This is a genomic window from Pseudomonas sp. A-R-19, assembly GCF_019956575.1.
Taxonomy (GTDB): domain Bacteria; phylum Pseudomonadota; class Gammaproteobacteria; order Pseudomonadales; family Pseudomonadaceae; genus Aquipseudomonas.
The window spans coordinates 1-23340 of the sequence record NZ_JAHBDR010000103.1; the positions used below are offsets into that span (position 1 = coordinate 1).

The window sequence follows — 23340 nt, forward strand, 5'->3', positions numbered from 1 at the left end:
AAGGCGGTGTGTCAGTCGAGATCAATGCTCAATGACACACCGCCTTCGCGAGCAAGCCCGCTCCCACACTGGATGTTGTGAGTTGCTCTACAACCCACCCCCAGACTGATCCAGTTCCTCGCGCAAAAACTCAACCAGCGCCTGCACCGGCCGCGAACTCTGCCGGTGTTGCGGATAGACCGCCGACAACGTCAGCGGCTCCGGCCGCAAATCCCCCAGCACTTCCACCAGCCGTCCATCCTTCAGGGCCGAGCCGACAATGAACGTCGGCAAATACGTGATCCCCAGGCCGGCGATGGCCGCGTCCTTGAGCAACTCACCGTTGTTGACCCGCATTCGCCCGCTGACATTGACGCTCAAGGGCTTGCCCTGCCCCGCAAAACGCCATTGCACCTGGCGACCATGGCCGTACGGCAGGCAGTCATGACCGTGCAAATCCTCAGGCTTGCGCGGTGTGCCGCGCTCGGCCAGGTACGCGGGGCTTGCGCAGTACACCCGTTCAATCGAGGCAATGCGTCGGGCAATCAGTGTCGAGTCTTCCAGGGTGCCAATGCGCAACGCCAGGTCGTAACCTTCACCGAGCAAATCCACGGGGCGATCGCTTAAATCCATCTCCACGGTCACGTCACGATAGCGCTGCAAAAACACCGGCAACAGGCACCCAAGATGCGCCAGCGCGAACGACAGCGGCGCGCTCACACGAATGGTCCCGCGTGGCTCGGTGGTCTGGCCGGCGATGCCCTGCTCCACTTGTTCGACTTCGCTAAGCAGGCGCAAGGCTGACTCGTAGTAACTCTGCCCAAGCGGCGTGACATCCAGTCGCCGGGTCGAGCGATTGAGCAAGCGCACGCCCAGGCGCTCTTCGAGTTGCATCAAGCGGCGGCTGACAAACTGCTTGGACAGCCCCAGTTGATCGGCGGCAGCGGTGAAGCTGCCGGAGTCCATGACCTGGCAAAAAATACGCATATCTTCGAAGGGGTTCATTGTCACATCCCGGTTGACAGTCAAACACTTTATAGCGGCTTTTTCCCTTACGGGCATCCTATTAGTCTTTGCTCACGGGCCACACAGCGGCATGTGCCGACACCGCTGTTTGTGGCGAGGGAGCTTGCTCCCGCTGGGCTGCCGCAGCGGCCCCAAAATCCTCGCAGTCAATGCCGATCTTGTGAGTGCTGCGCACTCAAGCGGGAGCAAGCTCCCTCGCCACAAAAGCGCTCGCCACCTGTGCGACCTCATTTCTACCGGAGCATCCCCATGTCCTTTCTCCTCGGTCACCTGCTCTCCCTGAGCGCGCTGCTGCTGGCCATCGACGCCCTGCTCTGGCACCTCGCGCCGTTCAAGCATCGCGTCATCCGGATCGGTGTGCGTCTGGCGCTGTTCCTGCTGTTCAGCGCGGTGATCATCAACGCCGGCGTCAGCCCGTTGCAGGCGCCCTTGTTTGCCGATGATCGCGTGGCGCAGCTAGGGGCCACGGCGCTGGGGATTCTCTGGTGGTTGTATGCCGCGCGGGTGCTCACCGAAGTGATCGGCCTGGTCCTGATGCGACGCATCGGCCATAGCGGCCGGCTGTTGCAGGATGTCATCGGCGCATTGGTGTTCCTGGCTGCCGTCGTGGCCGCCGCCGGCTACGTGCTGGAGCTGCCGGTGAAAGGTTTGCTGGCGACCTCCGGCGTCGTCGCCATCGTCGTGGGTCTGGCATTGCAGAGCACCTTGAGCGATGTGTTCTCCGGCATCGTGCTCAACACTACCAAGCCGTATCAGGTCGATGACTGGGTTTCCATCGATGGCGTTGAAGGCAAGGTGCTGGACATCGACTGGCGGGCCACCCATTTGCTGACCAGCGCCGGCAGCACGGCAGTGGTGCCGAACTCGGTGGCAGCCAAGGCGAAGATCGTCAACCTCAGCCGCCCGACCAACCTGCACGGGGTGTCGATCAGTATCCAGGTGCCCAACCACATCCGCCCGCGTCGGGTGCTCGATGCCTTGGAGCGCACCCTTCAGGGCAGCAGCAGCCTGCTGCTCGATCCGCCGCCGAAAGCCGTGCTCAAGGAAGCCGGCGAAACCCTGTCCGAATACGTGGCCAGCGGCTTCATCGCCGAACTGGGTAAAAAGGGCGAAGTGCGCAATCAACTGTTCGACCTGGCCCATCGGCACCTCGAAGCGGCGGGCATCTCCCGGCAGCCCGATGGCGTGATCGAGCCGTCGACCCGCGCACGGGCCTTGCTCGATGAGGTGAAAGTCTTCCGCTCTCTGAGTGCCGAGGAACGTGATCGCCTGGCCCAGAACATGGTGGCGCAGCAATACGCGGCCGGTGAGGTGGTGCTGGATCTGGAGGAAGTGCCGGACAGCCTGTTCGTCATCGCCACCGGTGTGGTCAGCGCTACTGTCCCCGACGGCAGCATGCAGATCGAAGCGGGACGCATGGGGCCGAGCGAAGTCATGGGCGAACAAAGCATCCTCGCCGACACGCCGTCCCAGGCACGGTTCACCGCCATGACCTCAAGCATCATCTACCGCCTCGACAAATCCCTGACCCGCAGTTGCATGGAGCAACGACGGGAAGTCGACCGGGCGTTGAACAAGCTGCAAGCGGTGCGCCAGCAGAACAGCCGGTTGGCGTTGATGGCCAAACCGGTGGAGGTCAGGAAAGGTGGGTTTTTGGGGTGGTTGCAGAGTCGCTGATCCACTGCTCACACAAAACCCTGTGGGAGCGGGCTTGCTCGCGAAAGCGGTGGTCCAGGCAACATCAATGCTGACTGTCATGACGCCTTCGCGAGCAAGCCCGCTCCCACAGGTTTTGCGATTATTGGGCAGTAAACTTGGTGTAGCTGTTGATCAGGTTGCGATAGTTCGGCAGGCGTTCCGACAGCAAGTTGGCCAGGCCTTCCATGTCGTTGCGCCAGTCGCCTTGCAGCTCGCAGGCCACGGAGAACCAGTTCAGCAGTTGCGCACCGGCGGCCGACATGCGCGCCCACGCAGCTTGTTGCACGGTAGTGTTGAAGGTGCCGGAAGCGTCGGTCACCACAAACACGTCAAAACCTTCGGCAATGGCCGACAGGGTCGGGAACGCCACGCACACGTCGGTCACCACACCGGCGATGATCAGTTGCTTGCGACCGGTGGCCTTGATCGCCTTGACGAAGTCTTCGTTGTCCCAGGCGTTGATCTGGCCGGGACGGGCAATGAACGGCGCGTCCGGGAACTGCGCCTTGAGCTCCGGCACGATCGGGCCGTTCGGGCCGCTGTCGAAACTGGTGGTGAGGATGGTCGGCAGTTTGAAGAACTTGGCGATGTCGCCCAGCGCCAGCACGTTGTTCTTGAATTCGTTGGGGGTGAAATCCTGCACCAGCGAGATCAGACCGGTCTGGTGGTCGACCAGCAATACCACGGCATCGTCTTTGTTCAGGCGTTTGTATGGAACGTTGCTCATTGGAAACTCCTTGATGGATGGTTGTTGCAGTCAGCGCCGCCCTGCTGGGCCGGCGCTTTTTTGAATTCGTCAGAAGGCAAAACACGAGCAGCCAAAGGCGCCCCAGAAACCGGCGAAATCGCTGACCGGCGCGTTCGACAGGCGTGCCCGTTCATGGCTGTGGGAATGCACCGCGCACGGGCCGCTGCAGTGGTGAACCTGGGCCTGCATCGGCGACGTCGGGCGCCAGTGGCCCGGCACTTTCACCACCGGTGACCAGTCCGGCAGCACCGGCACGCTGGCTGGCCCAAGCTTCTCGAAATCACCGGCGCCGTACACCACCTTGCCGCCGACCACGGTCAACACCGACTCGATCCACTTGATCGCCTCTTCATCGACGCTGAAGAAATCCGCGCTGAGGGCGGCGACGTCGGCCAATTGCCCGACCTTGATCTGGCCCTTCTTGCCTTGCTCCGACGAGAACCAGGCGCTGCCATGGGTGAACAGTTCCAGCGCGGTCAGCCGCGAAAGGCCTTCGGCGTGCAACTCCATGCCGCCGACGGTGCGGCCGCTGACCATCCAGTACAGCGAGGTCCACGGGTTGTAGCTCGATACTCGCGTGGCGTCGGTACCGGCACCGACCGGCACACCCTCGGCCAGCATGCGTTTGATCGGCGGCGTGGCTTCGGCGGCTTTCGCGCCGTAACGCTCGACGAAATACTCTCCCTGGAACGCCATGCGATCCTGAATCGCAATGCCGCCGCCCAGCGCCCTCACCCGCTCGATGTTCTGCGGGGTGATGGTTTCGGCGTGGTCGAAAAACCACGGCAAGCCGTTGAATGGAATGTCGCGATTGACCTTCTCGAACACGTCGAGCATGCGGCTGATGGATTCGTTGTAGGTGGCGTGCAAACGGAACGGCCAGCGTTGCTCGACCAGGTGGCGCACCACCGGCTCCAGCTCGGCCTCCATGGTTTGCGGCAGGTCCGGGCGTGGTTCGAGAAAGTCTTCGAAGTCCGCCGCCGAGAACACCAGCATTTCCCCGGCGCCGTTGTGCCGCAGATAATCATCGCCCTGGTGCAGCTTCACGCTGCCGGTCCAGTTCTTGAAGTCGGTCAACTCTTCCTTGGGCTTCTGGGTGAACAGGTTGTAGGCGATGCGCACGGTCAGTTGCTCATCCTTCGCCAACTGTTCTATCACCTGGTAATCGTCCGGGTAATTCTGGAAACCGCCGCCGGCATCGATGGCGCTGGTCAAGCCCAGGCGATTGAGTTCACGCATGAACTGACGGGTCGAGTTGACCTGATACTCCAGCGGTAGCTTCGGCCCCTTGGCCAGCGTTGAATACAAGATCATCGCGTTGGGCCGCGCCACCAGCATGCCGGTCGGCTCACCCTTGGCATCACGCACGATCTCGCCACCCGGCGGGTTCGGCGTGTCACGGGTGTAACCGGCGACACGCAACGCGGCGCGGTTGAGCAAGGCACGGTCATACAGGTGCAGCACGAACACCGGGGTGTCTGGCGCGGCCTGATTGAGTTCTGCAAGCGTTGGCATGCGCTTTTCGGCGAACTGGAATTCGTTCCAGCCACCGACCACCCGCACCCACTGCGGCGTCGGCGTACGGTCGGCCTGGTCCTTGAGCATGCGCAAGGCGTCGGCCAAGGACGGCACGCCTTCCCAGCGCAGTTCGAGGTTGTAGTTCAAGCCGCCGCGAATCAAGTGCAAGTGCGAGTCGTTGAGCCCGGGGATCACGCAACGCCCCTTGAGGTCGATCACTTGTGTGCCTGAACCACGCAAGGCCATGGCTTCGGCATCGCTGCCGACCGCGACAAAACGCCCGTCGCTGATCGCCACGGCGCTGGCGAGCGGTTTTTCGCGGTCAACGGTATGGAATTGACCATTGAACAGAATCAGATCGGCGTTCATCACGGTTCCTCGTGCAATGTTGAGGGAGACAGCCAGGGCGCGAACAAGCGCGTCGCCATGGGCATGAAGAGGTAAACCACCGACAGCACGATGGTCAGGGTGATCAGGAACGTGGCCACCACGTAGCTGGAAAGAAAGCTGTTGAGCCCAAGCAGCGGCCCCCAGAGCAGCGGTACCAGCAAGGTATGCGGCAGGATCACTAGCAGCGTCACCACGGCCTGCTTCCAGCGCGGCGGTGGCGTACTGGCTTCGGCCTGGGGCGAGAACCAGAACTCGTTGAGCGGATTGACCTCGGTCTGGTCGCCATCGGCCAGCATCGGCGCGGCTTCTCTCACCAGTTCCTGGCGTTGCGGCGAATCGAGCCAGCGCTGCATCGCCTCGGTCGAGCAAAAACGCAGCACGCAGGTGTAGGTGTCGAGGCCCGCGTTTTTACCGCGCACCACATCCACCCCCAGGTGCCCGACGTTCTGCGCGGCCACCTTGACGATGTTGCGCAGCCAGGCTTCATAAGGCACTTCAAAACCGGCCTTGACCCGGTGCTTGACGATCAGGGTCACCACCTCGTCAGGCCCGGGACTGGCCGGCTCACGGCGATTGAGATCAGACATGACGCAAGGCTCCGGCGAAATGGACATCGAGCGCCAGCCTTCCCGGCCCGGCGATGAAAATGCTGGTGAACACGATCAGCAACAGCCAGCCGAACTGGCCTTCAAAGAGCGTCCACTGCGGATGCACGACCAACATCGACACCCACAGCAAGAACAGAATAGGCAAACACGCCAGGCGCACCAGCAACCCGGCGACGATCAGCAGCGGGCACACCACCTCGGCGAAGATCGCCAGCAGTAGCGTCAGGTTCGCGCCCAGGTGAAAAGGGTCTTCGATGTTCTGCAACTCGGCAGCGTAGTGCAGCAGCTTGGGCAAACCGTGCACCCACAACAGCAACGCCCCGCCGCTGACCCGCAGGAACAGCAGCCCCCAGTCTTGCGCTCGATCATCGCGTCGCGAAGCGTCCATGGCCTACCCGCACAAATGAAAAACCACCGGCGTCGATGCGCCGGGACTGGATTCGATAGTGCCGGGACGGGGGGAGGAAAAATTGAATGTACGTGCTCTGTTTGCGAGTACGCCGGCAGTCTGCAAATCACAAAAATCCCACAGGGCTACCGGTTGTTGCTTCTACCGGATTATTCCTGCGGATCGAGATTATCCAACGCCCGGTTCACCGAAGTGCCCCACGCACAGCCACCAAATTGCAGATCGGACTGATCTGAAGGTGACACTGGCGAGCCTTGAAATTGACCGGGCTGCCAAACCCGATCGCTGAATTTGCAGCGACCGGGAAACGATAAAGACCGGGTACAAGACGCACAAGCCGGCGGGTTCTGGCGTAGTTGTAGACAACGACGCAAGGCGGTGTAGCCTCGCTCCTGGTCCTACGCAATTCTGTGTGGCGAGGGAGCTTGCTCCCGTTCGGCTGCGCAGCAGTCGCAAATCCATTCAACGCGGTCTGCCTGACAAACCGCATCGCTTGATTTTTGGGCCGCTTCGCTGCCCAACGGGAGCAAGCTCCCTCGCCACAGTGCTGGTGTGAGGCAGAAGATTTTTGTCGGATGTAATGCCGCCATCGCTGGCAAGCCAGTTCCTACAGGGATTGAGTACATCTGAAAGAAATTGGTCGGCTGCCAGGCCGCCTTCGCGAGCAAGCCCGCTCCCACAGAAAAGCAAAAGCAAAAGCCACGTACACCCACGCCCTTCACCACTCATCAGGCCGAGCGTTAGCTCGCCTGCAGCTCTTGATCTTGATCCACCCGCCCCCTCGGAAGGCCTCGTTCCGGTGTTCATCCGGGGATGGGCGCGCAGCGCCGTTCGACGCAGTCGAACTCATCGCATGTAGGTGCCAGCGAAGCCAACCGGAGGGCGATGCCCCCGGATGAATACCGGAGCGAAGGAACCCCGAGCCTCAGCGAGGAGCCGTACGCCAGGGGCGAGACCTTTTGGTTCCTTTTGGCTGGGCCGGCACTCCGGGCGTTTGCCAAAAGGGACTCGCCGTAAGGGCGAAACCATAAGCCGCCGTTACCTAAATAACGGATATGTACACAGTCAGGAAGAAACAGCCAAAGCCAAAGACATGAACTGACCAATCCGCGACCGCAACCACCGCTCCGCCGGATCATTGTCATGCACCCCGCTCCAGGCCATCGACAACTGCGCCGCCTCGATCTCGAACGGCGGATCCTCGGCCCGCAACCCACACCCCTCCACCAACGCACAGGCCGCATAATCCGGCACAGTGGCAATCATCTCGGTACCGGCGAGCAACGCCCGCAACCCACTGAACTGCGGCACCCCCAACACCACACGACGACTACGCCCGACCTTCGCCAGATCCAGATCGATATTGCCGCTCAAGTCCCCCGAGAACGACACCATCGCATGAGGCCGCTCGCAGTACTCATCCAGGGTCAACGTCCCCGGCCGGGTGTCGCCGCGCAGCACCTTGCAGGGAATATCGCGCAGCGTCTTGCGCTTGGCATTGGCCGGCAGATCCGTGGTGTAACTCACCCCCACCGAGATCTCCCCCGACGCCAGCAGCGCCGGCATCAACAGGTAATTGGCCCGCCGCACGACCACGACAATCCCCGGCGCCTCTTCCTGCAATTGCCGCAGCAACGGCGGAAACAAACCGAACTCGGCATCGTCCGACAGCCCGATGCGGAACACATCGCGACTGGTCGCCGGATCAAACTCCTTGGCCCGGCTGACCGCACCGGAAATGGTGTCCATCGCCGGTTGCAGCTCCTTGAGAATGACCAGTGCCCGCGCCGTCGGCTCCATGCCGCGACCGTTGCGCAGCAGCAACGGATCGTCGAACAGATCGCGCAAACGCCCCAGCGCGGCGCTCACCGCCGGTTGGCCCATGAACAGTTTTTCGGCAACGCGGGTCAGGTTCTTTTCGAACATCAGGGCTTCGAAAATCACCAGCAGGTTCATGTCGACGCGACGCAGATCATTACGGTTCATAGGCACGGGTTCCTTGTGTGGTCGGCCAGGCGCGAGGTTGAGGATTGTGTCTGACTTTACCCGGGACTTCCCGCTGTGAACGAGGAATTAACAACGATTAACTCGCAAGCCAGAGCCTTCGGGACCAAGAATGAAGCCTACCGACACGGACATTCGCCATGGCTCACGTTCAGCAAAATGCCGCCCCCGCGCCATTCACGCCTGCGCCAAAGAAAAGCACCGGCGGCCTCAGCCCGCACCGCGAGCGGCTGGTTAAACAACTGATCCTCGAACGCCTCGGCGACAGCCTGGAAGTCACTGAACTGGCACAGGCCTGCGCCCTCTCGCGCAGTCATTTTTCCCGCGCATTCAAGTGCAGTACCGGCCTCTCGCCGCAGGACTGGATTCGCCAGCAGCGCGTTGCCCTGGCCAAGCAATTGATCCGGTACACCGACATGAGCCTTACGCAGATCAGCCTCGAATGCGGCTTCTGCGACCAGGCGCACTTCTGCCACATTTTCACCCGCAGCGAAGGCGTCAATCCGTTTGCCTGGCGCTGTCAGTTTGTCCGCGGTACCGCTCATAAAGAAAAAAGATCGCAGGCTGCACCAGCGATCTTTTGACTTGGCATTTCAGCCTTCCAGAAACGCCAGCAAATCGGCGTTGAGCTGATCCTTGTGGGTGTCCGTCAAACCGTGAGGAGCGCCCGGGTAAATCTTCAGGATCGAACCCTTCACCAGTCTGGCGGAAGAAACGCCCGCCGCTTCGTACGGCACCACCTGATCCGCGTCGCCATGCACCACCAGGGTCGGCACGTCGAACTTCTTCAGGTCCTCGGTGAAGTCGGTTTCCGAGAACGCCTTGATGCAGTCATAGGCGTTCTTGTGCCCGGCCAGCATGCCCTGCATCCAGAACCAGTCGATCATGCCCTGGGATGGTTTTGCGCCAGGTTTGTTGAAGCCGAAGAACGGGCCGCTGGCGAGGTCGATGTACAACTGCGAACGGTCGGCCAGCGAGGCCTGGCGGATGCCGTCGAACACGTCCAGCGGCAGGCCGCCGGGGTTGGCTTCGGTCTTGAGCATCAGCGGTGGCACCGCGGAAATCAGCCCGGCCTTGGCCACGCGCCCGGTGCCGTGGCGACCGATGTAACGCGCCACCTCGCCACCACCGGTGGAGAAACCGAACAACACGGCGTTCTGCAGGTCGAGCCGCTCGATCAGTTGCGCTAGATCGTCGGCGTAATGGTCCATGTCATTGCCTGACCAGGGCTGGCTGGAGCGCCCATGACCGCGACGGTCGTGGGCGATGACCCGGTAGCCCTTGGAGGCCAGGAAGATCATCTGTGATTCCCAGCTGTCGGCGTTCAGCGGCCAGCCATGACTGAAGACAATCGGCTGACCGGTGCCCCAGTCCTTGTAGTAGATCTCGACGCCGTCGCGGGTAGTGAAGGTGCTCATGGGTGATGCCTCCTTAACGAGGGTTGGGGGGTGAATCAAACCGGTATCGGGTTCATGCGATCGGCCAGGCGCGCCACCCGTTCGCCCAGGTGCGCGGCGGTGCAGCGATCCTCAGGCGGCGGCGCATCATCGGGGGATTGCTCGACATTCGACTGGGCCATGGCGCCCAGCGAGCTGCCCAGGCGATTGAGCTGGCCGTTGAATGCACCGGTGCTGGAACGCGCCGGCAGCAGGTCGAGGCCGACCCAGATCATCGAGTGCTGGGCGGCGAATACCGCCATCTGCAGCAAGGTATTGAGCTTGTCGCCGCACAGGCAGCCGGAATTGGTGAAGCCGGCCGCGAGCTTGTCGCGCCAGGGCCGGGCCAGGTAGAACGCCGCCGTGGCTTCCATGAATGCCTTGAAGGCCGCGGAGGCACTGCCCATGTAGGTCGGCGCGCCAAAGATGATGGCGTCGGCGTTGTGCAGCCGCTCCCAGTGCTCGTCCACCTCCTCGACCGGGATCAACTGGCAGGTGCTGCCCAGGTGCCGTGCCACGCCTGCGGCCACGGCTTCGGCCATGACCCGGGTGTGCCCGTAGCCGCTGTGATAGACCACCACCACGTTGCTCATTGCCCTGTCCTTGCGATGGATTGAATCCCTTTGTAGGAGCGAGCTTGCTCGCGATGGAGTATCAGTCGACACCCATGTGTCAGACACACCATCGCGAGCAAGCTCACTCCTACAGGAAGAGAGTTTTGGCGCAGACTGGACGCGCGACGAGTTAAACGTTGTTAATTTTCCATGGCGCGCAAAAAAACCCGGCAACCGTTGTCCATCTGTCGCGCCCAATGATCCCGGGACCGACAGCCGCTGGCCGATACGCTAGAGTCAATGCCTGCCCCATCGGTCACCCGCGCGGCGCATTGCGCTGGGTAAAAAACCTGAGGAATATGCTCGAAAACCGCGAACCAGACGGATGCAGCAGGAGCGACGCATTGACCCTTTCCAGCGAACTGGCTGTGCATTTCGGCCCCTACCGGGTCTACCCCGGACAACGACTGGTGATGGAGGCCGAGCAGCCCTTGCGCCTGGGCCGGCGCGCCATGGACATCCTGTTGATCCTGCTGGAGCACGCCGGCAACGTGGTCAGCAAGCAACAATTGATCGCCCGCGTCTGGCCCAACAGCGTAGTCGAAGACATCAACCTGCGGGTACACATGGCCGCGTTGCGCAAGGCGCTCGGCGATGGCCAGGCCGGACAGCGTTACATCGTCACCGTGGCCCAGCGCGGCTACAGCTTTGTCGCGCCTTACTCGCTGGAGCAGACCGAGCCACAACCCGTGCCCGCGCCGCCTCGACCGAGCCGGCATAACCTGCCCGTGCGCCGCACCCGCATGATCGGCCGGCAGACGCTGGTCGACAGCCTGGTGACGCAACTGCCTCGCCAGCGCTTCATCACCCTCGTCGGCCCCGGCGGCATCGGCAAGACCACCGTGGCCCTGCGGGTCGCCGAACAGCTGATCGGCCACTACCGGGACGGCATTCGCCTGCTGGACCTGGCCCCGATCAACTGCCCGCTGATGATCAACGGTCATCTGGCGACGCTACTCGAACTCGCCCTGCACGACGACGCCCCCCTGAGCGGGCTTGCGGACGCTCTGCGCGAGCGCCACATGCTGCTGGTCATCGACAACTGCGAGCACCTGGTCGACGCCATCGCCCAGCTCAGCGAACAGATTCTGCGCAGTGCACCGCACGTGCACATCCTCGCCACCAGCCGCGAGAGCCTGCGGGCCGAAGGGGAATTCGTCCAGCGCCTGGAGTCACTCGATTGCCCGCCGCCCATCGCCGTCCTCGACCGCGCCCAGGCCATGACCTTTTCCGCCCTGCAACTGTTCGTCGAACGGGCCATGGCCAGCCACGACAGCTTTGAATTGACGGAGGCTGAACTGCCGCTGCTGATAGAGATTTGCCACCGCTTGGACGGCATTCCACTGGCCATCGAACTGGCGGCGGCGCAGGTGGGTATCTTTGGCCTGCACGGCTTGCTGGAGCAGTTGCAAAGCAGCTTCCGGGTGCTGAACCAGCCCAGCCAGACGCCCCTGGCACGCCATCAGACCTTGCGCGCAACGCTGGACTGGAGCTTCGAACTGCTCAATGCCTGTGAAAAGACCTGCCTGCGCCGACTGAGTGTGTTTCGCGGTGGCTTTACCCTGGAGTCGGCAGCGGCCGTGATTGTCGGCGAGCACATTGAACCCCGCGAGGTGTTCGGCTCGATCACCCAGTTGGTCGCCAAGTCCCTGTTGAATGTGGAGGTGGGCGACGAGGATGTTTACTACCGCTTGCTCGACACCACCCGCACCTACGCCCTGGAAAAACTTGTGCAAACCACCGACCTGCCCGGCACGCGGGAACGGCATGCCGAGCGCTGCCTGGCACTGATGCAACAGGCACAGGACGACTGGGAGAAAACGCCGACCGGCCTGTGGATCGAGCGCTATGGCCGGGCACTCGAAGATATCCGTGCAGCCCTCGATTGGGGTTTGCACGCCCAAGGGCCGCAGGCACTGGCGATACGCCTGGCCGCGACATCCACGCCCCTGTGGCAGGAGCTGTCACTGCTCAAGGAGCATGGCGGTTATGTGCGCAAGGCGCTGGCCTTGCTCGACCAGTCACCCGAGCCATGCCCGCGCTTGCAGATGGCCCTCAAGCTGGCCCTGGGCAGTGCCTGTTACCACGCTCAGGGTGGTAGCGCCGAAACCGTTGGCGCCTTTGTCAGCGCCAGGGCCCTGGGCAGGCAACTTGATGACGTGGCCGGTCAGCTGCGGGCGATTTCCGGGCACCTGGCGGTCAATCTGAGCTGCGGGCATTACCAGATGGCCCTTGAGCAGAGCCGGCAATTCGATCAACTGGGGCTGCATGACGACGCCCTGATGTCCTTGAGCATGCATCGATTGCGGGTGCTCGCCCTGCACTTCTCCGGCGACCAGCATCAGGCTGGGGAGCATGCCGAACAAGTGCTGCAACGCATGGCGCAGAGCGGCCATCTCAACCGTTTCACCCATGGCTTCGGCGTGCAATACGACCAGAGTGTCGCGGCGCTGACCATCCACGCGCGTATCCTCTGGCTGCAGGGCCAACCGGAACAGGCCTGGCGTTCAGCCCGGCAGGCGCTGGACATCGCGTTGCAGATCAACCACGGCACGTCGATCTGCTACACCCTGGCGCTCGCCGGCTGCCTGATCGCCCACTACAACGGCGACACCCGCAGCGCCCGCGAACTCCTGCGCCTGCTGCTGCAACAGGCGCAGAAACACTCGGTGCCACTGTTCCATGACTGGGCGCGACATTACGCGCAGGTGATCGGCGGCACCGATGTTCAGCCAACCGGCCGGCCAAGTGTCGGCTTGATCAAAGACATCATGGTCACGCTGGATTCGACCTGCGTCGACGACGCTTTGCTCGAACGCGCGCAAAACGGTGCGGCGGGCTGGAACACGGCGGAGATACTGCGGGCCAGGGCCAAGGCATTGCTGGCAACCGATTGCCCGGCCAAGGCCGCGACGGCCGAAACCGAGCTGCTCAAGGCCCTCGCTGTGGCCAAGGCCCAGGGCGCCCTGGCCTGGGAGCTGCGCAGCGCCACCTCGCTGGCGCAATTGTGGCAGCGCCAGGGCCGCCACCAACGCGCGCATGAACTGCTGGCACCGCTCTACCGGCGCTTCACCGAAGGTTTTGCCACGCCTGACCTGATGGCGGTTCGCCGGCTACTCGACGAGCTGCAATGCCACCTGCCCGCTTGATGGCCAGCGTGTCTGGCTGACATACCCGGCATAACGCATTTCGAAGGCGCGCAAATCACCGCTGAGTTCGAGTTTTTCCAGGGCGTAGGTGCGGGTGGTGTTGAGGAAGCGGTAACGGGTCACTCCACCGCTCTGCTCCATGGACAGCAGCGACTTCAATGCCAGGCTTTCCAGTAGCTTGATCAGGTCGGCGACGGGCAGCGCGTCGCAACTGATCACGGCAATCGCGGCGTCCTGGGTAAACGCCATCTTGAACACCGCCAGGCGCTGCAACACGGTTTGTTCCAATGCCGTCAACCGTTCGTAGCTCCAGTCCAGCGCAGCCTTGAGCGTCTGATGTCGGGGAACGGCCGTGCGGCGGCCCTGGGACAGCAACTCAAAACAGTTGTCGAGCTGGGCCTGCACCCCGACCAGCGCCAATGCATCGATCTGCGCCGCCGCCAGTTCAATCGCCAACGGCAGGCCATCGAGGCGCCGACAGATTTCCCGTACGACCTTGAGGTCTTGCTCGCGCAGGGCAAAACCTTGCTGACGGGCCCGGGCACGGCTGACGAACAACTGCACCGCCGAATAGCCCATGACCTCGGCGACGCTGCGCAGCGCTGACGCCGGCGGCACCGCCAGCGGTGGCAGACGCGATACGGTTTCGCCCGCGGCCTTGAGCGGCTCGCGGCTGGTGGCAAGGATCGACAGCCGGGGCATCGACTGCAGCAGTGTCTCGACCAACGTCTGGCAGCGTTCGAGCAGGTGCTCACAGTTGTCCAGGACCAACAAGGCGTGGCGCTGCGACAGCGTCTCCAGCGTGGTGCCAACCTTCAGCCCAAGGGTGCGTGTGAGGTGATCGGTCACTTGCGCCGGGTCATCGATCGCCGCCAGGTCCACCAGCCACACGCCGTGCCGATAGTGCTGCAACAACAGTTCGGCCACGCGCAAGGCCACGGTGGTCTTGCCGATCCCGCAAGGCCCGACCAGGGTCATGAATCGCCGTACCGGCAACTGCCGCACCAGACTGCCGACGATGGCATCGCGCCCGGTGATCGGCGTGAGCCGCGCCGGCAGGTTGTGCAGGAGCTTTTGTACGGTCTCGCTGGGGAAATAGCCGGGCTGCGGCAAGTGTTGCACCGGTGCGACAAAACTGTAGCCGCGCTGGGGAATGTTGACGATGTAGCACTGGCCGTTCTGCCCGTCGCCCAAGGCACGGCGCAAGGCGGCAATGTGAACCCGCAGGTTGATTTCCTCGACCACGGAGCGCGGCCAGACCTGCGCAATCAACTTTTCCTTGCTGACGACCGACCCCGCGTGCTCGACCAGTACCTGCAACACATCAAGGGCACGGCCGCCCAGGCGCAGTGGCCGATCGCCCTCCAGTACCAGTCGCTGACCGAGGTGGAAGGCATAGGGACCAAATCGCAGCACCGCTTCGCTGTTTACATCTTTGAGGCTGTTCATGCGCTGTCACCCGCTGGAAGCCTGGCTCGGTACGCGAGTCCATCCCAGGCTCCGCACCTTCCTTGCAATGAGTTCACCGGTATCTTGGCAGGCCTCTGTGATCGTACAACTGTCGCAGGGGGAGCGTCACGGCCATTGCGGTGCGCAAAACGGACACACGCCCTAGCTGAACTGCTCGCGGTATTGAGTCGGGGTCAGGCGCAGTTTTTCACTGAACAGAAAACGCATGTGCCGCACGCTGCCGAAGCCGCTTTTGAACGCCACGGTCTTGAGCGGCAACTCGGTGGTTTCCAGCAGGTTCCTCGCGCAATCGATGCGCGCGCTTTGCAGAAACTCCATCGGCGTCATGTTCACTTCCCGGGCGAACACCCTGGCGAAGTGACGCGGGCTCATGTTGGCCAGGCTCGCCATGCGCTCGATCCCGTAGGTTTCATCGAGGTGTTCGAGCACATGGTTCTGCACCCGGGTAATCGCCGTTTCATGAGGCGCCACTGCTGCCATCAGCGGGCTGAACTGCGCCTGTCCGCCCTGGCGCTTCATCACCACCAGCAACACCTTGGCCACGTCCTGGGCGACTTTCTTGCCGTGGTCCCGGGCCACCACCGACAACGCCAGGTCGATCCCGGCGGTGACGCCGCCGGAGGTGATCAGGTTGCGGTCCTGGACAAAGATCTGATCGGTCTCGACGGTCGCTTTTGGAAAGCCCTTGATCAGCCGCTCGGTGTAGTGCCAGTGGGTGGTGACGCGATAGCCATCGAGCAAACCCGCATGCCCCAGCACGAACGCCCCGGTGCAGATCGAACCATAACCGGCGGACCGGCTGACGTTGTGCCGGAGCCAGTCGAGCAGCGGTGGATGCTTTTCGTTGTAGGCACCCGGACCACCAGGCACCAGCAGCAAATCAAAACCTTCGCAGGCCTGATCGATGTGCCGGTCGGCGTGCACGCTCACCCCGTTGGATGCGCGCAGTGCACCAGGCTCGGTGCCGATGGTCGACAGCACATAGTGATCGTCAGGCTTCAGATAACGATTGGCGATGGAAAACACTTCCATGGGCCCGGCCATGTCGAGCAGGAGAAAGTCGGGAAACAGCACCATTGCCACGGTTTTCATGGATTGGAATTCACTGGATTAATAAAGTCGGTGCCCTGTGGGCGGGCTTACTCGCGAATGCGGTGGGTCAGTCAACATCCATGCTGACTGCCAGGCCGCCTTCGCGAGCAAGCCCGCTCCCACAGAAGGCGTGCCGTGCATCAGGGCCGAAGATCGAAACAGAATAGCTGATTCGCGTTCATAAACTGTCAACTTTAAAGAGACAGTATTTCAATTTCCACCTACTTATTGCACAAGCCAGTAAACATTAACCTTCTCCTCACTCGGACGAATTCACGTCCTGAAAGGAGATTTCATCATGCTGACTCTTCGCAAAGCCTCGGATCGTGGCCTGGCCAATCACGGCTGGTTGAAGTCGTTCCATACCTTTTCCTTCGCCAACTATCGCAACCCGAAAGAGCAGGGTTTTTCCGACCTGTTGGTGATCAACGACGACCGCGTCGCCGCCGGTAAAGGCTTCGGCCAGCACCCGCACCGCGACATGGAGATTTTTTCCTACGTGCTTGAAGGTGCCCTGGAACACAAGGACACCCTGGGCACCGGTTCGGTGATCCGCCCCGGCGACGTACAACTGATGAGCGCAGGCAGCGGCGTGGCCCACAGTGAGTTCAACCACTCCAGCACCCGGCCGGTGCACTTTCTGCAAATCTGGATCGTGCCCGAGGTCAGCGGCGCCAAACCGCGCTATCAGCAGGAGCACTTCAGTACCCAGAAGAAACGCGGGCGCCTGCAACTGATCATCTCGCCGGATGGCGCCAAGGATTCGCTCAAGGTGCGTCAGGATGCACGGGTGTATGCCGGCCTGATCGACGGCAAGGAAAGCGCCACCCTGGAGCTCGCCGCCAACCGCTACGCCTATGTACATGTAGCCCGGGGCAGCGTCGAACTCAACGGAGTGTTGTTGCAGGAAGGCGACGGTGTGCGGGTTCGTGATGAGCAGGCGCTGACCTTGAGCAACGGCGTGGATGCTGAAGTGCTGGTGTTCGATTTGCGCCCACAGGAACTGCCGGAAATGCCATAACCCCCTTTGTGGGAGCGGGCTTGCTCGCGAAAGCGTCGTGTCATTCAACTGTAATGTCGTCTGACACTCCGCCTTCGCGAGCAAGCCCGCTCCCACAGGTTCTAGTGCCACCTGCGATTATTCGCCGGTCCCGGCGAACCCCGCGACAATCTCATCGATCACCGCCCGGACCCTGGCCGTATGCCGCTAGTCCGCGTAGGTCACCAGCCAGATGTCATAGGGCATCGGCCGCATGCGCTCCGGCCACAGCAACGACGGTCGGAAAACTCTCCTGATGTACGGGCTCATCTGTTAAAACCCGTGATTCATATTCTGTTGGACCGTCCGATGCCTGCTCCCCTTCTCGCTCACTTGCGCCGACGCTGGCTGTCGTTGCTGTGCATGGCCGTGCTGGTTGTCGGCTTGCCGGTGAGCTGTGGGGCGCTCAAATACAAAGAGCGCGAGTTGCTGTTCCGCATCGAGCCAGGCACGGCGAGTTGGTATCGCGGCTTGCCGCAGGACGTTCAGGCGTTCGATATCAAGTCTGCCAGCTTCAAGGCCGGACAAAACCTGCATGCCTGGTGGTGGCCGGCGGCCCGCCGCGATGCGCCGTCGATCCTTTACCTGCACGGCGTGCGCTGGAACCTCACGGGCCAGGCATTTCGCATCGAGCAATTACGGGCCATGGGCTATTCGGTGCTGGCCATCGACTACCGCGGCTTCGGCCAGAGCAAAGGAGATTTGCCCTCGGAAGCCAGTGTTTATGAAGACGCACGCGTCGCCTGGGAGCGTTTCACCGCGATGCAACCGGACGTCAACAAGCGTCTGATCTACGGGCATTCGCTGGGGAGTGCAGTGGCCATCGACCTCGCGGCGGACCTGGCCGCACAGGCGAAACAACAACACCTTCCCTTGCCGGTACGCGGTCTGGTCATCGAGTCCTCCTTCACCTCGCTGGGTGATGCGGTCGCGGAAGTGGCCAACAACAGCCTGCCGGTGAACGGGCTGCCGGTGCGCTGGCTGTTGTCGCAGAAGTTCGACTCCATCGACAAGATCGTCGACATCGACATGCCGCTGCTGGTGGTGCACGGCCTGGCCGACCCGTTCATGCCTTCACGATTCAGCCAGCAACTGTTCAATGCCGCCCATGAACCCAAGCGCCTGCTCCTGATACCCGGCGGTACTCATAACAACAGCATGAGCCTGGGTGGAAACCAGTACCGCCAGGCCCTCGATGGCTTGCTCAAGGCAAGCTCCCGTCAGGCGGCCGGACCGGCGGTGGTTCAGGGCTCGCGGGACTCCTGAAGGCTGGCGATGCCTGCGCCCTGCTCTCCCTGATAGCGGGCTCGATAGCGCCCCGGACTTTCCCCGGTCCACTTCTTGAACGCCCGATGAAAGGCGCTGGGCTCCTGGAACCCCAATTGCTCGGCGATATCGCTGATGCTCGCGTCGCTCTGACGCAATTGCTCAAAGGCCACGCCCCGGCGTACCTCGTCCTTGATCTCCTGGTAGGAGCAACCTTCACGCTCCAGTTTGCGGCGGAAGGTGCTGGGGCTCAGGTGCTGTTCCAGGGCAAAGGCCTGCAAGGTCGGCCACTCGCTGTAATGACTGCCGCGCAAGCGCTGATGAACCTGTGCCGCCAGGCCATGCTGGTTACGGAAGCGGATCACCAGCCATTGCGGCGCGGTACGCAAAAACACTTTCAGCGACGCCAGATCCTGCACCACGGGCAGGCGCAAGTAGTGGCTGGCAAATTCGATTTCGGTGCGCCCGGCACCGAAGGTGAGGTTGGGGCCCCAGAGCAGGCGGTCGTCGCCGAGCGACAGGCGTGAATGGCGGAAGTCCGCGCGGTCAATGGGAATGCGCCGCCCGCCCAGCCAGCAGAGCAGACTGATCATCAACACCAGGAAGGTTTCTTCACCAAACCGACTGGCATCGTTATCCGTCGAACGGGTTTCCAGGCTGATGACCGCACGCTTGCCACGCACGGCCAGCGAGCCGCGAAAGTCGCGCAAGAACAAGCCGAAGTTGACCAGGCACTGACGCATGGCCTTGTGCAGATCGGGCTCCTGAATCAAGGCGCGGCAAATCAGGGCAAAACTGCCCGGCGGCATGCCATGGGAATCGAGCCCGAAAAACTCGTCGTCGAGCTCGCGGATCTGAATCAGCCACAACGCCGCAAACGCATTTGCCGGCACCCGCGCCGTGGGTTGGTGCATGACCGCCGGATCAATGCCTGCCTGTTCGAGCACTGCCGTCACGCGCCGCGGATCATCCTTCAGCCCGTGGATCATTGCCTGCACGAAATAGGCGGCAACCGAGTCCTTTTCCCGCATTGGTACGCTTCTCTCTCATCACCCGAATGGCAAAAAACATCAGTGCCGTTGAACAGTTTTGGCATAGGACAACCGCCCTGCCGGCTCTAGACTCGCGGCAATAGTACGCCTTCGGCCGCATTCGCGGCCAAGGTATCGCAGGGTTTGATCGAAGGATGGGAAGATGAATCTGCAAAACATCGGGGTGATCGGTGCGGGCACCATGGGCAACGGCATCGCACAAGTCTGCGCCATGGCCGGTTTCAACGTGACCTTGCTCGACATTTCCGAAAGCGCTTTGCAAAAAGCCGTCGCAACGGTCGGTAAAAACCTCGACCGGCAGGTCGCCAAGGAAACCCTGACGCCGCAGCAGAAACAGGCCACCCTCGACAAAATTCGTACCAGCACCGATTACAGCAGCTTGCGGGACGTGCAATTGGTGATCGAAGCGGCGACTGAAAACCTCGAGCTGAAGCTGCGAGTGCTGCAACAGATCGCCGCGCAAGTCAGCAGCGAATGCGTCATTGCCTCCAATACCTCGTCGCTGTCGATCACCCAGCTCGCCGCCAGTGTCAGCCAGCCTGAGCGCTTCATCGGCCTGCATTTCTTCAACCCGGTGCCGGTGATGGGCCTGATCGAAGTCATCCGCGGCCTGCAAACCAGTGACGCGACCCACAAGCTGGCGCTGGACATGGCGACCACCCTCGGCAAAACCGCGATCACCGCCGGTAACCGCCCGGGCTTCGTGGTCAACCGGATCCTGGTGCCGATGATCAACGAAGCGATCCTGGTGTTCCAGGAAGGCCTGGCCAGCGCCGAAGACATCGACGCCGGCATGCGCCTGGGCTGCAATCAGCCTATCGGCCCGTTGGCCCTGGCGGACCTGATTGGCCTGGACACCCTGTTGTCGATCCTCGAAGCCTTCTATGACGGTTTCAACGACAGCAAATATCGCCCGGCGCCGTTGCTCAAGGAAATGGTCGCCGCCGGTTACCTGGGGCGCAAGACGGGGCGCGGCTTCCATGCCTATGCCTGAGCGTTGCTCGCGCTTTGCCGAGTACCGGGACAAGGTCCTGGAGCTGTTTGCCTGCAAGGGGTTCGGCCAGGTCGGCATGCGTGAGCTCGCGACGTGCCTGGGGCTCTCTCCTGGCTCGCTGTACCACCATTACCCGAGCAAACAGCATCTGCTGCTCGACCTGATCGAGGAGTTTTACGAAGAGTTGCTGGCCACCCTCGGGCGCATCCAGCAAAAAGCCCCGGGCAAACGCGACAAACTCAACAGCCTGATCCGCGCCCATCTGAACCTGCATCGGGAGATGCCCTGGCATTTCCGCCTGGTGGAGCGCGACAGCGGTTGCCTGAACGAAGAGCAACAGGCTCGGGTCCGGCAATTGCGCGAACAATACGAACGCACGTTGCTGAAGATGCTGGGCGCCAAGAGCCGTTTCAGCGAGCAAGGCCTGCTGGCGGCCGGGCATGCCATCGGCGCCCTGCTCAACAGCGCTCCCAGCTGGCTCACGCCCCATGTGCTGGACGAGCAGGAACATGATGATCTGCTCGAAAGCATGGTCAGCGGCGCCATTGAACGTGTGCTGGCGCCACGGCGCGTGCCGGAAGCGATAAGCCTGGCGCGGCCTATCGAAAAAACATCTAAAGAAACACAAGCTCCGATAAAGATTTAGCGCTTTGCTTATCGGCTCGACACAATCGGAATTCGCCGAAAAAACCGGCGTCCAAACCGATGTATGTACTTGAGCACCTGGAGCCGAACATGAAAATCAATCCCTACCTTATCTTCAATGGCGACTGCAAAGCGGCCTTCACCTTCTATGCGCAGTGCCTGCAGGGCCAGATCGAAGCCATGTTGACCTTCGGCGAAACACCGGCCGGTGAGCATTTCCCCAAGGATCTGCACAACCTGATCATCCATACCCGCCTGATCGTGGGCGATCAGGCGATCATGGGGTCGGACACCACGCCGGATCGCCCCGTCGATAAAATGAGTGCCTGCTCGATTTCACTCAACGTCGACAGCATTGCCGAGGCCGAACGGGTCTTCAAGGCACTGGCAGAGGACGGCGACGTGCAGATGCCGCTGGAGACCACGTTCTGGGCAGCGCGCTTCGGCATGCTGGTCGACCGTTTTGGCGTGTCGTGGATGGTCAATTGCGAAAAGGATCAGTGAAAGGTCCTCATCGATCGACAGTCATCAAGGCACAAAAAAGCCCAACCTGAAAAGGTTGGGCGTTCTGGCAACTCCCGGTCTGTCTGCTACCGTCAACTAGCCACATGGATAGCAACGGACCCGAGGAGGAAATCCACTATGCCGGCCCATGACCTGTCCTGGTCGACCCGCTTCAAACTCTTGCTACTGGCAGGCGGGCTGATGACCATCCTGCTGACACTCAGTGGTTGCGCCAGTGTCGATGCACAGACCACCGCCTATGTCGGCGTGGAACACCCCGCACCGACATCGCCCGACGAGGTCGTCGTGCTGCGCTCAGAACCCCTGCGTCCACATGTGCGCCTGGGTGAAGTGTTGATCGACGCCACCGTCGACCCTGCCCCGCCGATAACCGAAGTCGAACAGAAGCTGCGGGAAGAATCCGCCAAGCTCGGCGGCGACGCGGTGGTGGTCGTTTATGACCACATTCAGGCGGTGGGTGCCTATGCCAGCGGGCCGTTGTGGGCTCGCGACGTAACGACCATCGAGGGACGCAAGCTCAAAGGCATCGTGATCAAGTACCAGTAGATATCTCCCTGGAAGCCAGCGTCAACGGAGGTTGAATTTGCATGACTTGGTGATCGCCCTCATCGTCTTCGCCTGCCTGTCCGCCAGCGCACTGCTGGGCTCGTACGTGAGGGAGCGATTACCGAGCCATCACCTGAGCGATGACTCCGTGGCGGTGGTGAAACTGGCCACCGGTCTCATCGCAACGATGTCGGCGCTGGTCCTCGGCCTGCTTGTTTCCTCTGCCAAAGGCACCTTTGATACGGCCAATGCCGAACTGGAGGGGGCTGCTGCGAAAGTGGTTCAATTCGACCGCGTGCTGGCCCGCTATGGGCCAGACACCCAGGGCATCCGTACCGAGCTTAAGTACAACTACGCCGAAGTCACCAACGTGCTCGCTTCCCGCGATCAACGTCAGATTGCAAAACTCGATAGCCCCGAAGTCATCCATCGCTCCGAAGGTCTGCAACGCCAGGTCGAATCACTTTCGCCGGACAACGATGATCAGCGCTCGCTCAAGGCCGAGGCATTGCAAGACATGGACACGGTTTTTGCCACCCGCTGGCTGACGCTGCTGCAAGCCAATCAATCGATCCCACTGGTGATGCTGGTGATTCTGGTGACGTGGCTGGCGATTATCTTCGGTTCGTTCGGCCTGTTTGCACCCCGCAACGGCACCATTGTCGTCGTGTTGTTGATGTGCGCCCTGTCGACGGGGGCAACCATCTTGCTGGTGGAGGAACTCAATCGGCCGCTTGATGGTTTTATCTGTGTGTCGCTCGACCCCTTGGAGCACACGCTGGAGCGGCTGGGTCAGTAATTTCACTTTTCTGCGGACAAAAACAAAACCCCTACCTGCATCTGTAGGAGCGAGCATGCTCGCGATGGTCGTCAACGATGACGCTGGCTGCCTGAGGCCCCGTGGTGTCCTGGCGTTTTTCGCGAGCAGGCTCGCTCCTACAGGATTGCGGCGAGCCAGGTTGTTATGCGGCGCAAAAACAAAACCCCTACCTGCATACGCAGATAGGGGTTTCGGAATTTAATCTTGACGATGACCTACTCTCACATGGGGAAACCCCACACTACCATCGGCGATGCATCGTTTCACTGCTGAGTTCGGGATGGGATCAGGTGGTTCCAACGCTCTATGGTC

Annotated in this window: 21 protein-coding genes, 1 rRNA gene and 1 pseudogene; 10 read left to right on the forward strand and 13 right to left on the reverse strand. The window is 61.7% G+C overall.

Translation table 11 applies throughout. From position 1 onward, the window contains the following. Positions 1-87: 87 nt before the first annotated feature. On the reverse strand, positions 88-984 hold the full coding sequence (locus tag KGA88_RS27805) for a LysR family transcriptional regulator (protein WP_223595719.1): 897 nt from the start codon (positions 982-984) through the stop codon (positions 88-90). 270 nt (positions 985-1254) lie between these two features. On the opposite strand from KGA88_RS27805, the gene KGA88_RS27810 reads away from it, so the two are divergent. Continuing rightward, positions 1255-2682: a mechanosensitive ion channel family protein gene (locus tag KGA88_RS27810; protein WP_223595721.1), complete on the forward strand. Its 1428-nt coding sequence runs from the start codon at positions 1255-1257 to the stop codon at positions 2680-2682. Positions 2683-2803: 121 nt separating this feature from the next. Here KGA88_RS27810 and ycaC read toward each other — a convergent pair whose 3' ends face one another. The 5 genes from ycaC to KGA88_RS27835 form a co-directional block, all read right to left on the reverse strand. Continuing rightward, positions 2804-3430: an isochorismate family cysteine hydrolase YcaC gene (ycaC, locus tag KGA88_RS27815; RefSeq protein ID WP_110661874.1), complete on the reverse strand. Its 627-nt coding sequence runs from the start codon at positions 3428-3430 to the stop codon at positions 2804-2806. Positions 3431-3499: 69 nt separating this feature from the next. Then, complete coding sequence (locus KGA88_RS27820; RefSeq protein ID WP_223595731.1) at positions 3500-5338, reverse strand: amidohydrolase; 1839 nt, start codon at positions 5336-5338, stop codon at positions 3500-3502. Then, a complete protein-coding gene (locus tag KGA88_RS27825; protein ID WP_223595733.1) occupies positions 5338-5946 on the reverse strand; it encodes an antibiotic biosynthesis monooxygenase in 609 nt (202 codons plus the stop codon). The genes KGA88_RS27820 and KGA88_RS27825 overlap by 1 nt, the downstream gene beginning before the upstream one ends. Next, positions 5939-6355, reverse strand: coding sequence for a DoxX family protein (locus tag KGA88_RS27830; RefSeq protein ID WP_110661877.1), 417 nt, complete (start codon positions 6353-6355; stop codon positions 5939-5941). Before KGA88_RS27830 ends, KGA88_RS27825 begins: the two co-directional genes overlap by 8 nt. 1086 nt (positions 6356-7441) lie before the next feature. Further along, positions 7442-8362, reverse strand: a complete 921-nt coding sequence (locus KGA88_RS27835) for a LysR family transcriptional regulator (RefSeq protein WP_223595735.1) — start codon at positions 8360-8362, stop codon at positions 7442-7444. A gap of 158 nt (positions 8363-8520) precedes the next feature. Here KGA88_RS27835 and KGA88_RS27840 point away from each other — a divergent pair, with 158 nt between their 5' ends. Beyond that, a complete protein-coding gene (locus KGA88_RS27840) occupies positions 8521-8964 on the forward strand; it encodes a helix-turn-helix domain-containing protein (RefSeq protein ID WP_110662361.1) in 444 nt (147 codons plus the stop codon). 9 nt (positions 8965-8973) lie between these two features. On the opposite strand, the gene KGA88_RS27845 is transcribed toward KGA88_RS27840, so the two are convergent. Further along, positions 8974-9798 (reverse strand): alpha/beta fold hydrolase, encoded by an 825-nt coding sequence (locus KGA88_RS27845; protein WP_223595737.1) that lies wholly within the window; start codon positions 9796-9798, stop codon positions 8974-8976. A gap of 35 nt (positions 9799-9833) precedes the next feature. After that, on the reverse strand, positions 9834-10409 hold the full coding sequence (locus KGA88_RS27850) for a flavodoxin family protein (RefSeq protein ID WP_223595739.1): 576 nt from the start codon (positions 10407-10409) through the stop codon (positions 9834-9836). 365 nt (positions 10410-10774) lie between these two features. Between KGA88_RS27850 and KGA88_RS27855 the strand changes: the two genes are divergently transcribed. Continuing rightward, a complete protein-coding gene (locus KGA88_RS27855; protein ID WP_223595741.1) occupies positions 10775-13579 on the forward strand; it encodes an ATP-binding protein in 2805 nt (934 codons plus the stop codon). On the opposite strand, the gene KGA88_RS27860 is transcribed toward KGA88_RS27855, so the two are convergent. Next, positions 13544-15028, reverse strand: a complete 1485-nt coding sequence (locus KGA88_RS27860) for an ATP-binding protein (RefSeq protein ID WP_223595743.1) — start codon at positions 15026-15028, stop codon at positions 13544-13546. The two genes, KGA88_RS27855 and KGA88_RS27860, sit on opposite strands and share 36 nt — an antisense overlap. Before the next feature lie 162 nt (positions 15029-15190). After that, on the reverse strand, positions 15191-16141 hold the full coding sequence (locus tag KGA88_RS27865) for a GlxA family transcriptional regulator (RefSeq protein ID WP_223595746.1): 951 nt from the start codon (positions 16139-16141) through the stop codon (positions 15191-15193). A 298-nt stretch (positions 16142-16439) separates the two neighbouring features. On the opposite strand from KGA88_RS27865, the gene KGA88_RS27870 reads away from it, so the two are divergent. Continuing rightward, on the forward strand, positions 16440-17162 hold the full coding sequence (locus KGA88_RS27870) for a pirin family protein (RefSeq protein WP_223595748.1): 723 nt from the start codon (positions 16440-16442) through the stop codon (positions 17160-17162). 117 nt (positions 17163-17279) lie between these two features. On the opposite strand, the pseudogene KGA88_RS27875 reads toward KGA88_RS27870, so the two are convergent. Continuing rightward, a pseudogene (locus KGA88_RS27875) lies at positions 17280-17411 on the reverse strand (LysR family transcriptional regulator); the annotation flags it as partial. A gap of 78 nt (positions 17412-17489) precedes the next feature. Here KGA88_RS27875 and KGA88_RS27880 point away from each other — a divergent pair. Next, on the forward strand, positions 17490-18446 hold the full coding sequence (locus KGA88_RS27880; RefSeq protein ID WP_223595750.1) for an alpha/beta hydrolase: 957 nt from the start codon (positions 17490-17492) through the stop codon (positions 18444-18446). On the opposite strand, the gene KGA88_RS27885 is transcribed toward KGA88_RS27880, so the two are convergent. Next, the gene (locus KGA88_RS27885; RefSeq protein WP_223595752.1) at positions 18425-19477 is read right to left on the reverse strand and encodes an AraC family transcriptional regulator; all 1053 of its coding nucleotides are present in this window, start codon (positions 19475-19477) and stop codon (positions 18425-18427) included. The genes KGA88_RS27880 and KGA88_RS27885 overlap by 22 nt on opposite strands. A gap of 163 nt (positions 19478-19640) precedes the next feature. Here KGA88_RS27885 and KGA88_RS27890 point away from each other — a divergent pair, with 163 nt between their 5' ends. The 5 genes from KGA88_RS27890 to KGA88_RS27910 all read left to right on the forward strand — a co-directional run bounded on the left by KGA88_RS27890 (position 19641) and on the right by KGA88_RS27910 (position 23007). Further along, positions 19641-20492, forward strand: coding sequence for a 3-hydroxybutyryl-CoA dehydrogenase (locus KGA88_RS27890; RefSeq protein ID WP_110661242.1), 852 nt, complete (start codon positions 19641-19643; stop codon positions 20490-20492). Continuing rightward, positions 20479-21138, forward strand: coding sequence for a TetR/AcrR family transcriptional regulator (locus tag KGA88_RS27895; protein WP_110661243.1), 660 nt, complete (start codon positions 20479-20481; stop codon positions 21136-21138). The genes KGA88_RS27890 and KGA88_RS27895 overlap by 14 nt, the downstream gene beginning before the upstream one ends. An 89-nt stretch (positions 21139-21227) precedes the next feature. Next, positions 21228-21641, forward strand: coding sequence for a VOC family protein (locus KGA88_RS27900; RefSeq protein ID WP_223595754.1), 414 nt, complete (start codon positions 21228-21230; stop codon positions 21639-21641). Positions 21642-21779: 138 nt separating this feature from the next. Continuing rightward, complete coding sequence (locus tag KGA88_RS27905; protein WP_223595756.1) at positions 21780-22208, forward strand: hypothetical protein; 429 nt, start codon at positions 21780-21782, stop codon at positions 22206-22208. 37 nt (positions 22209-22245) lie between these two features. Continuing rightward, positions 22246-23007, forward strand: a complete 762-nt coding sequence (locus KGA88_RS27910) for a hypothetical protein (protein ID WP_223595758.1) — start codon at positions 22246-22248, stop codon at positions 23005-23007. Positions 23008-23230: 223 nt separating this feature from the next. Here the strand turns inward: KGA88_RS27910 and rrf are convergent. Beyond that, a 5S ribosomal RNA gene (gene rrf, locus KGA88_RS27915) occupies positions 23231-23340 on the reverse strand; the annotation flags it as partial.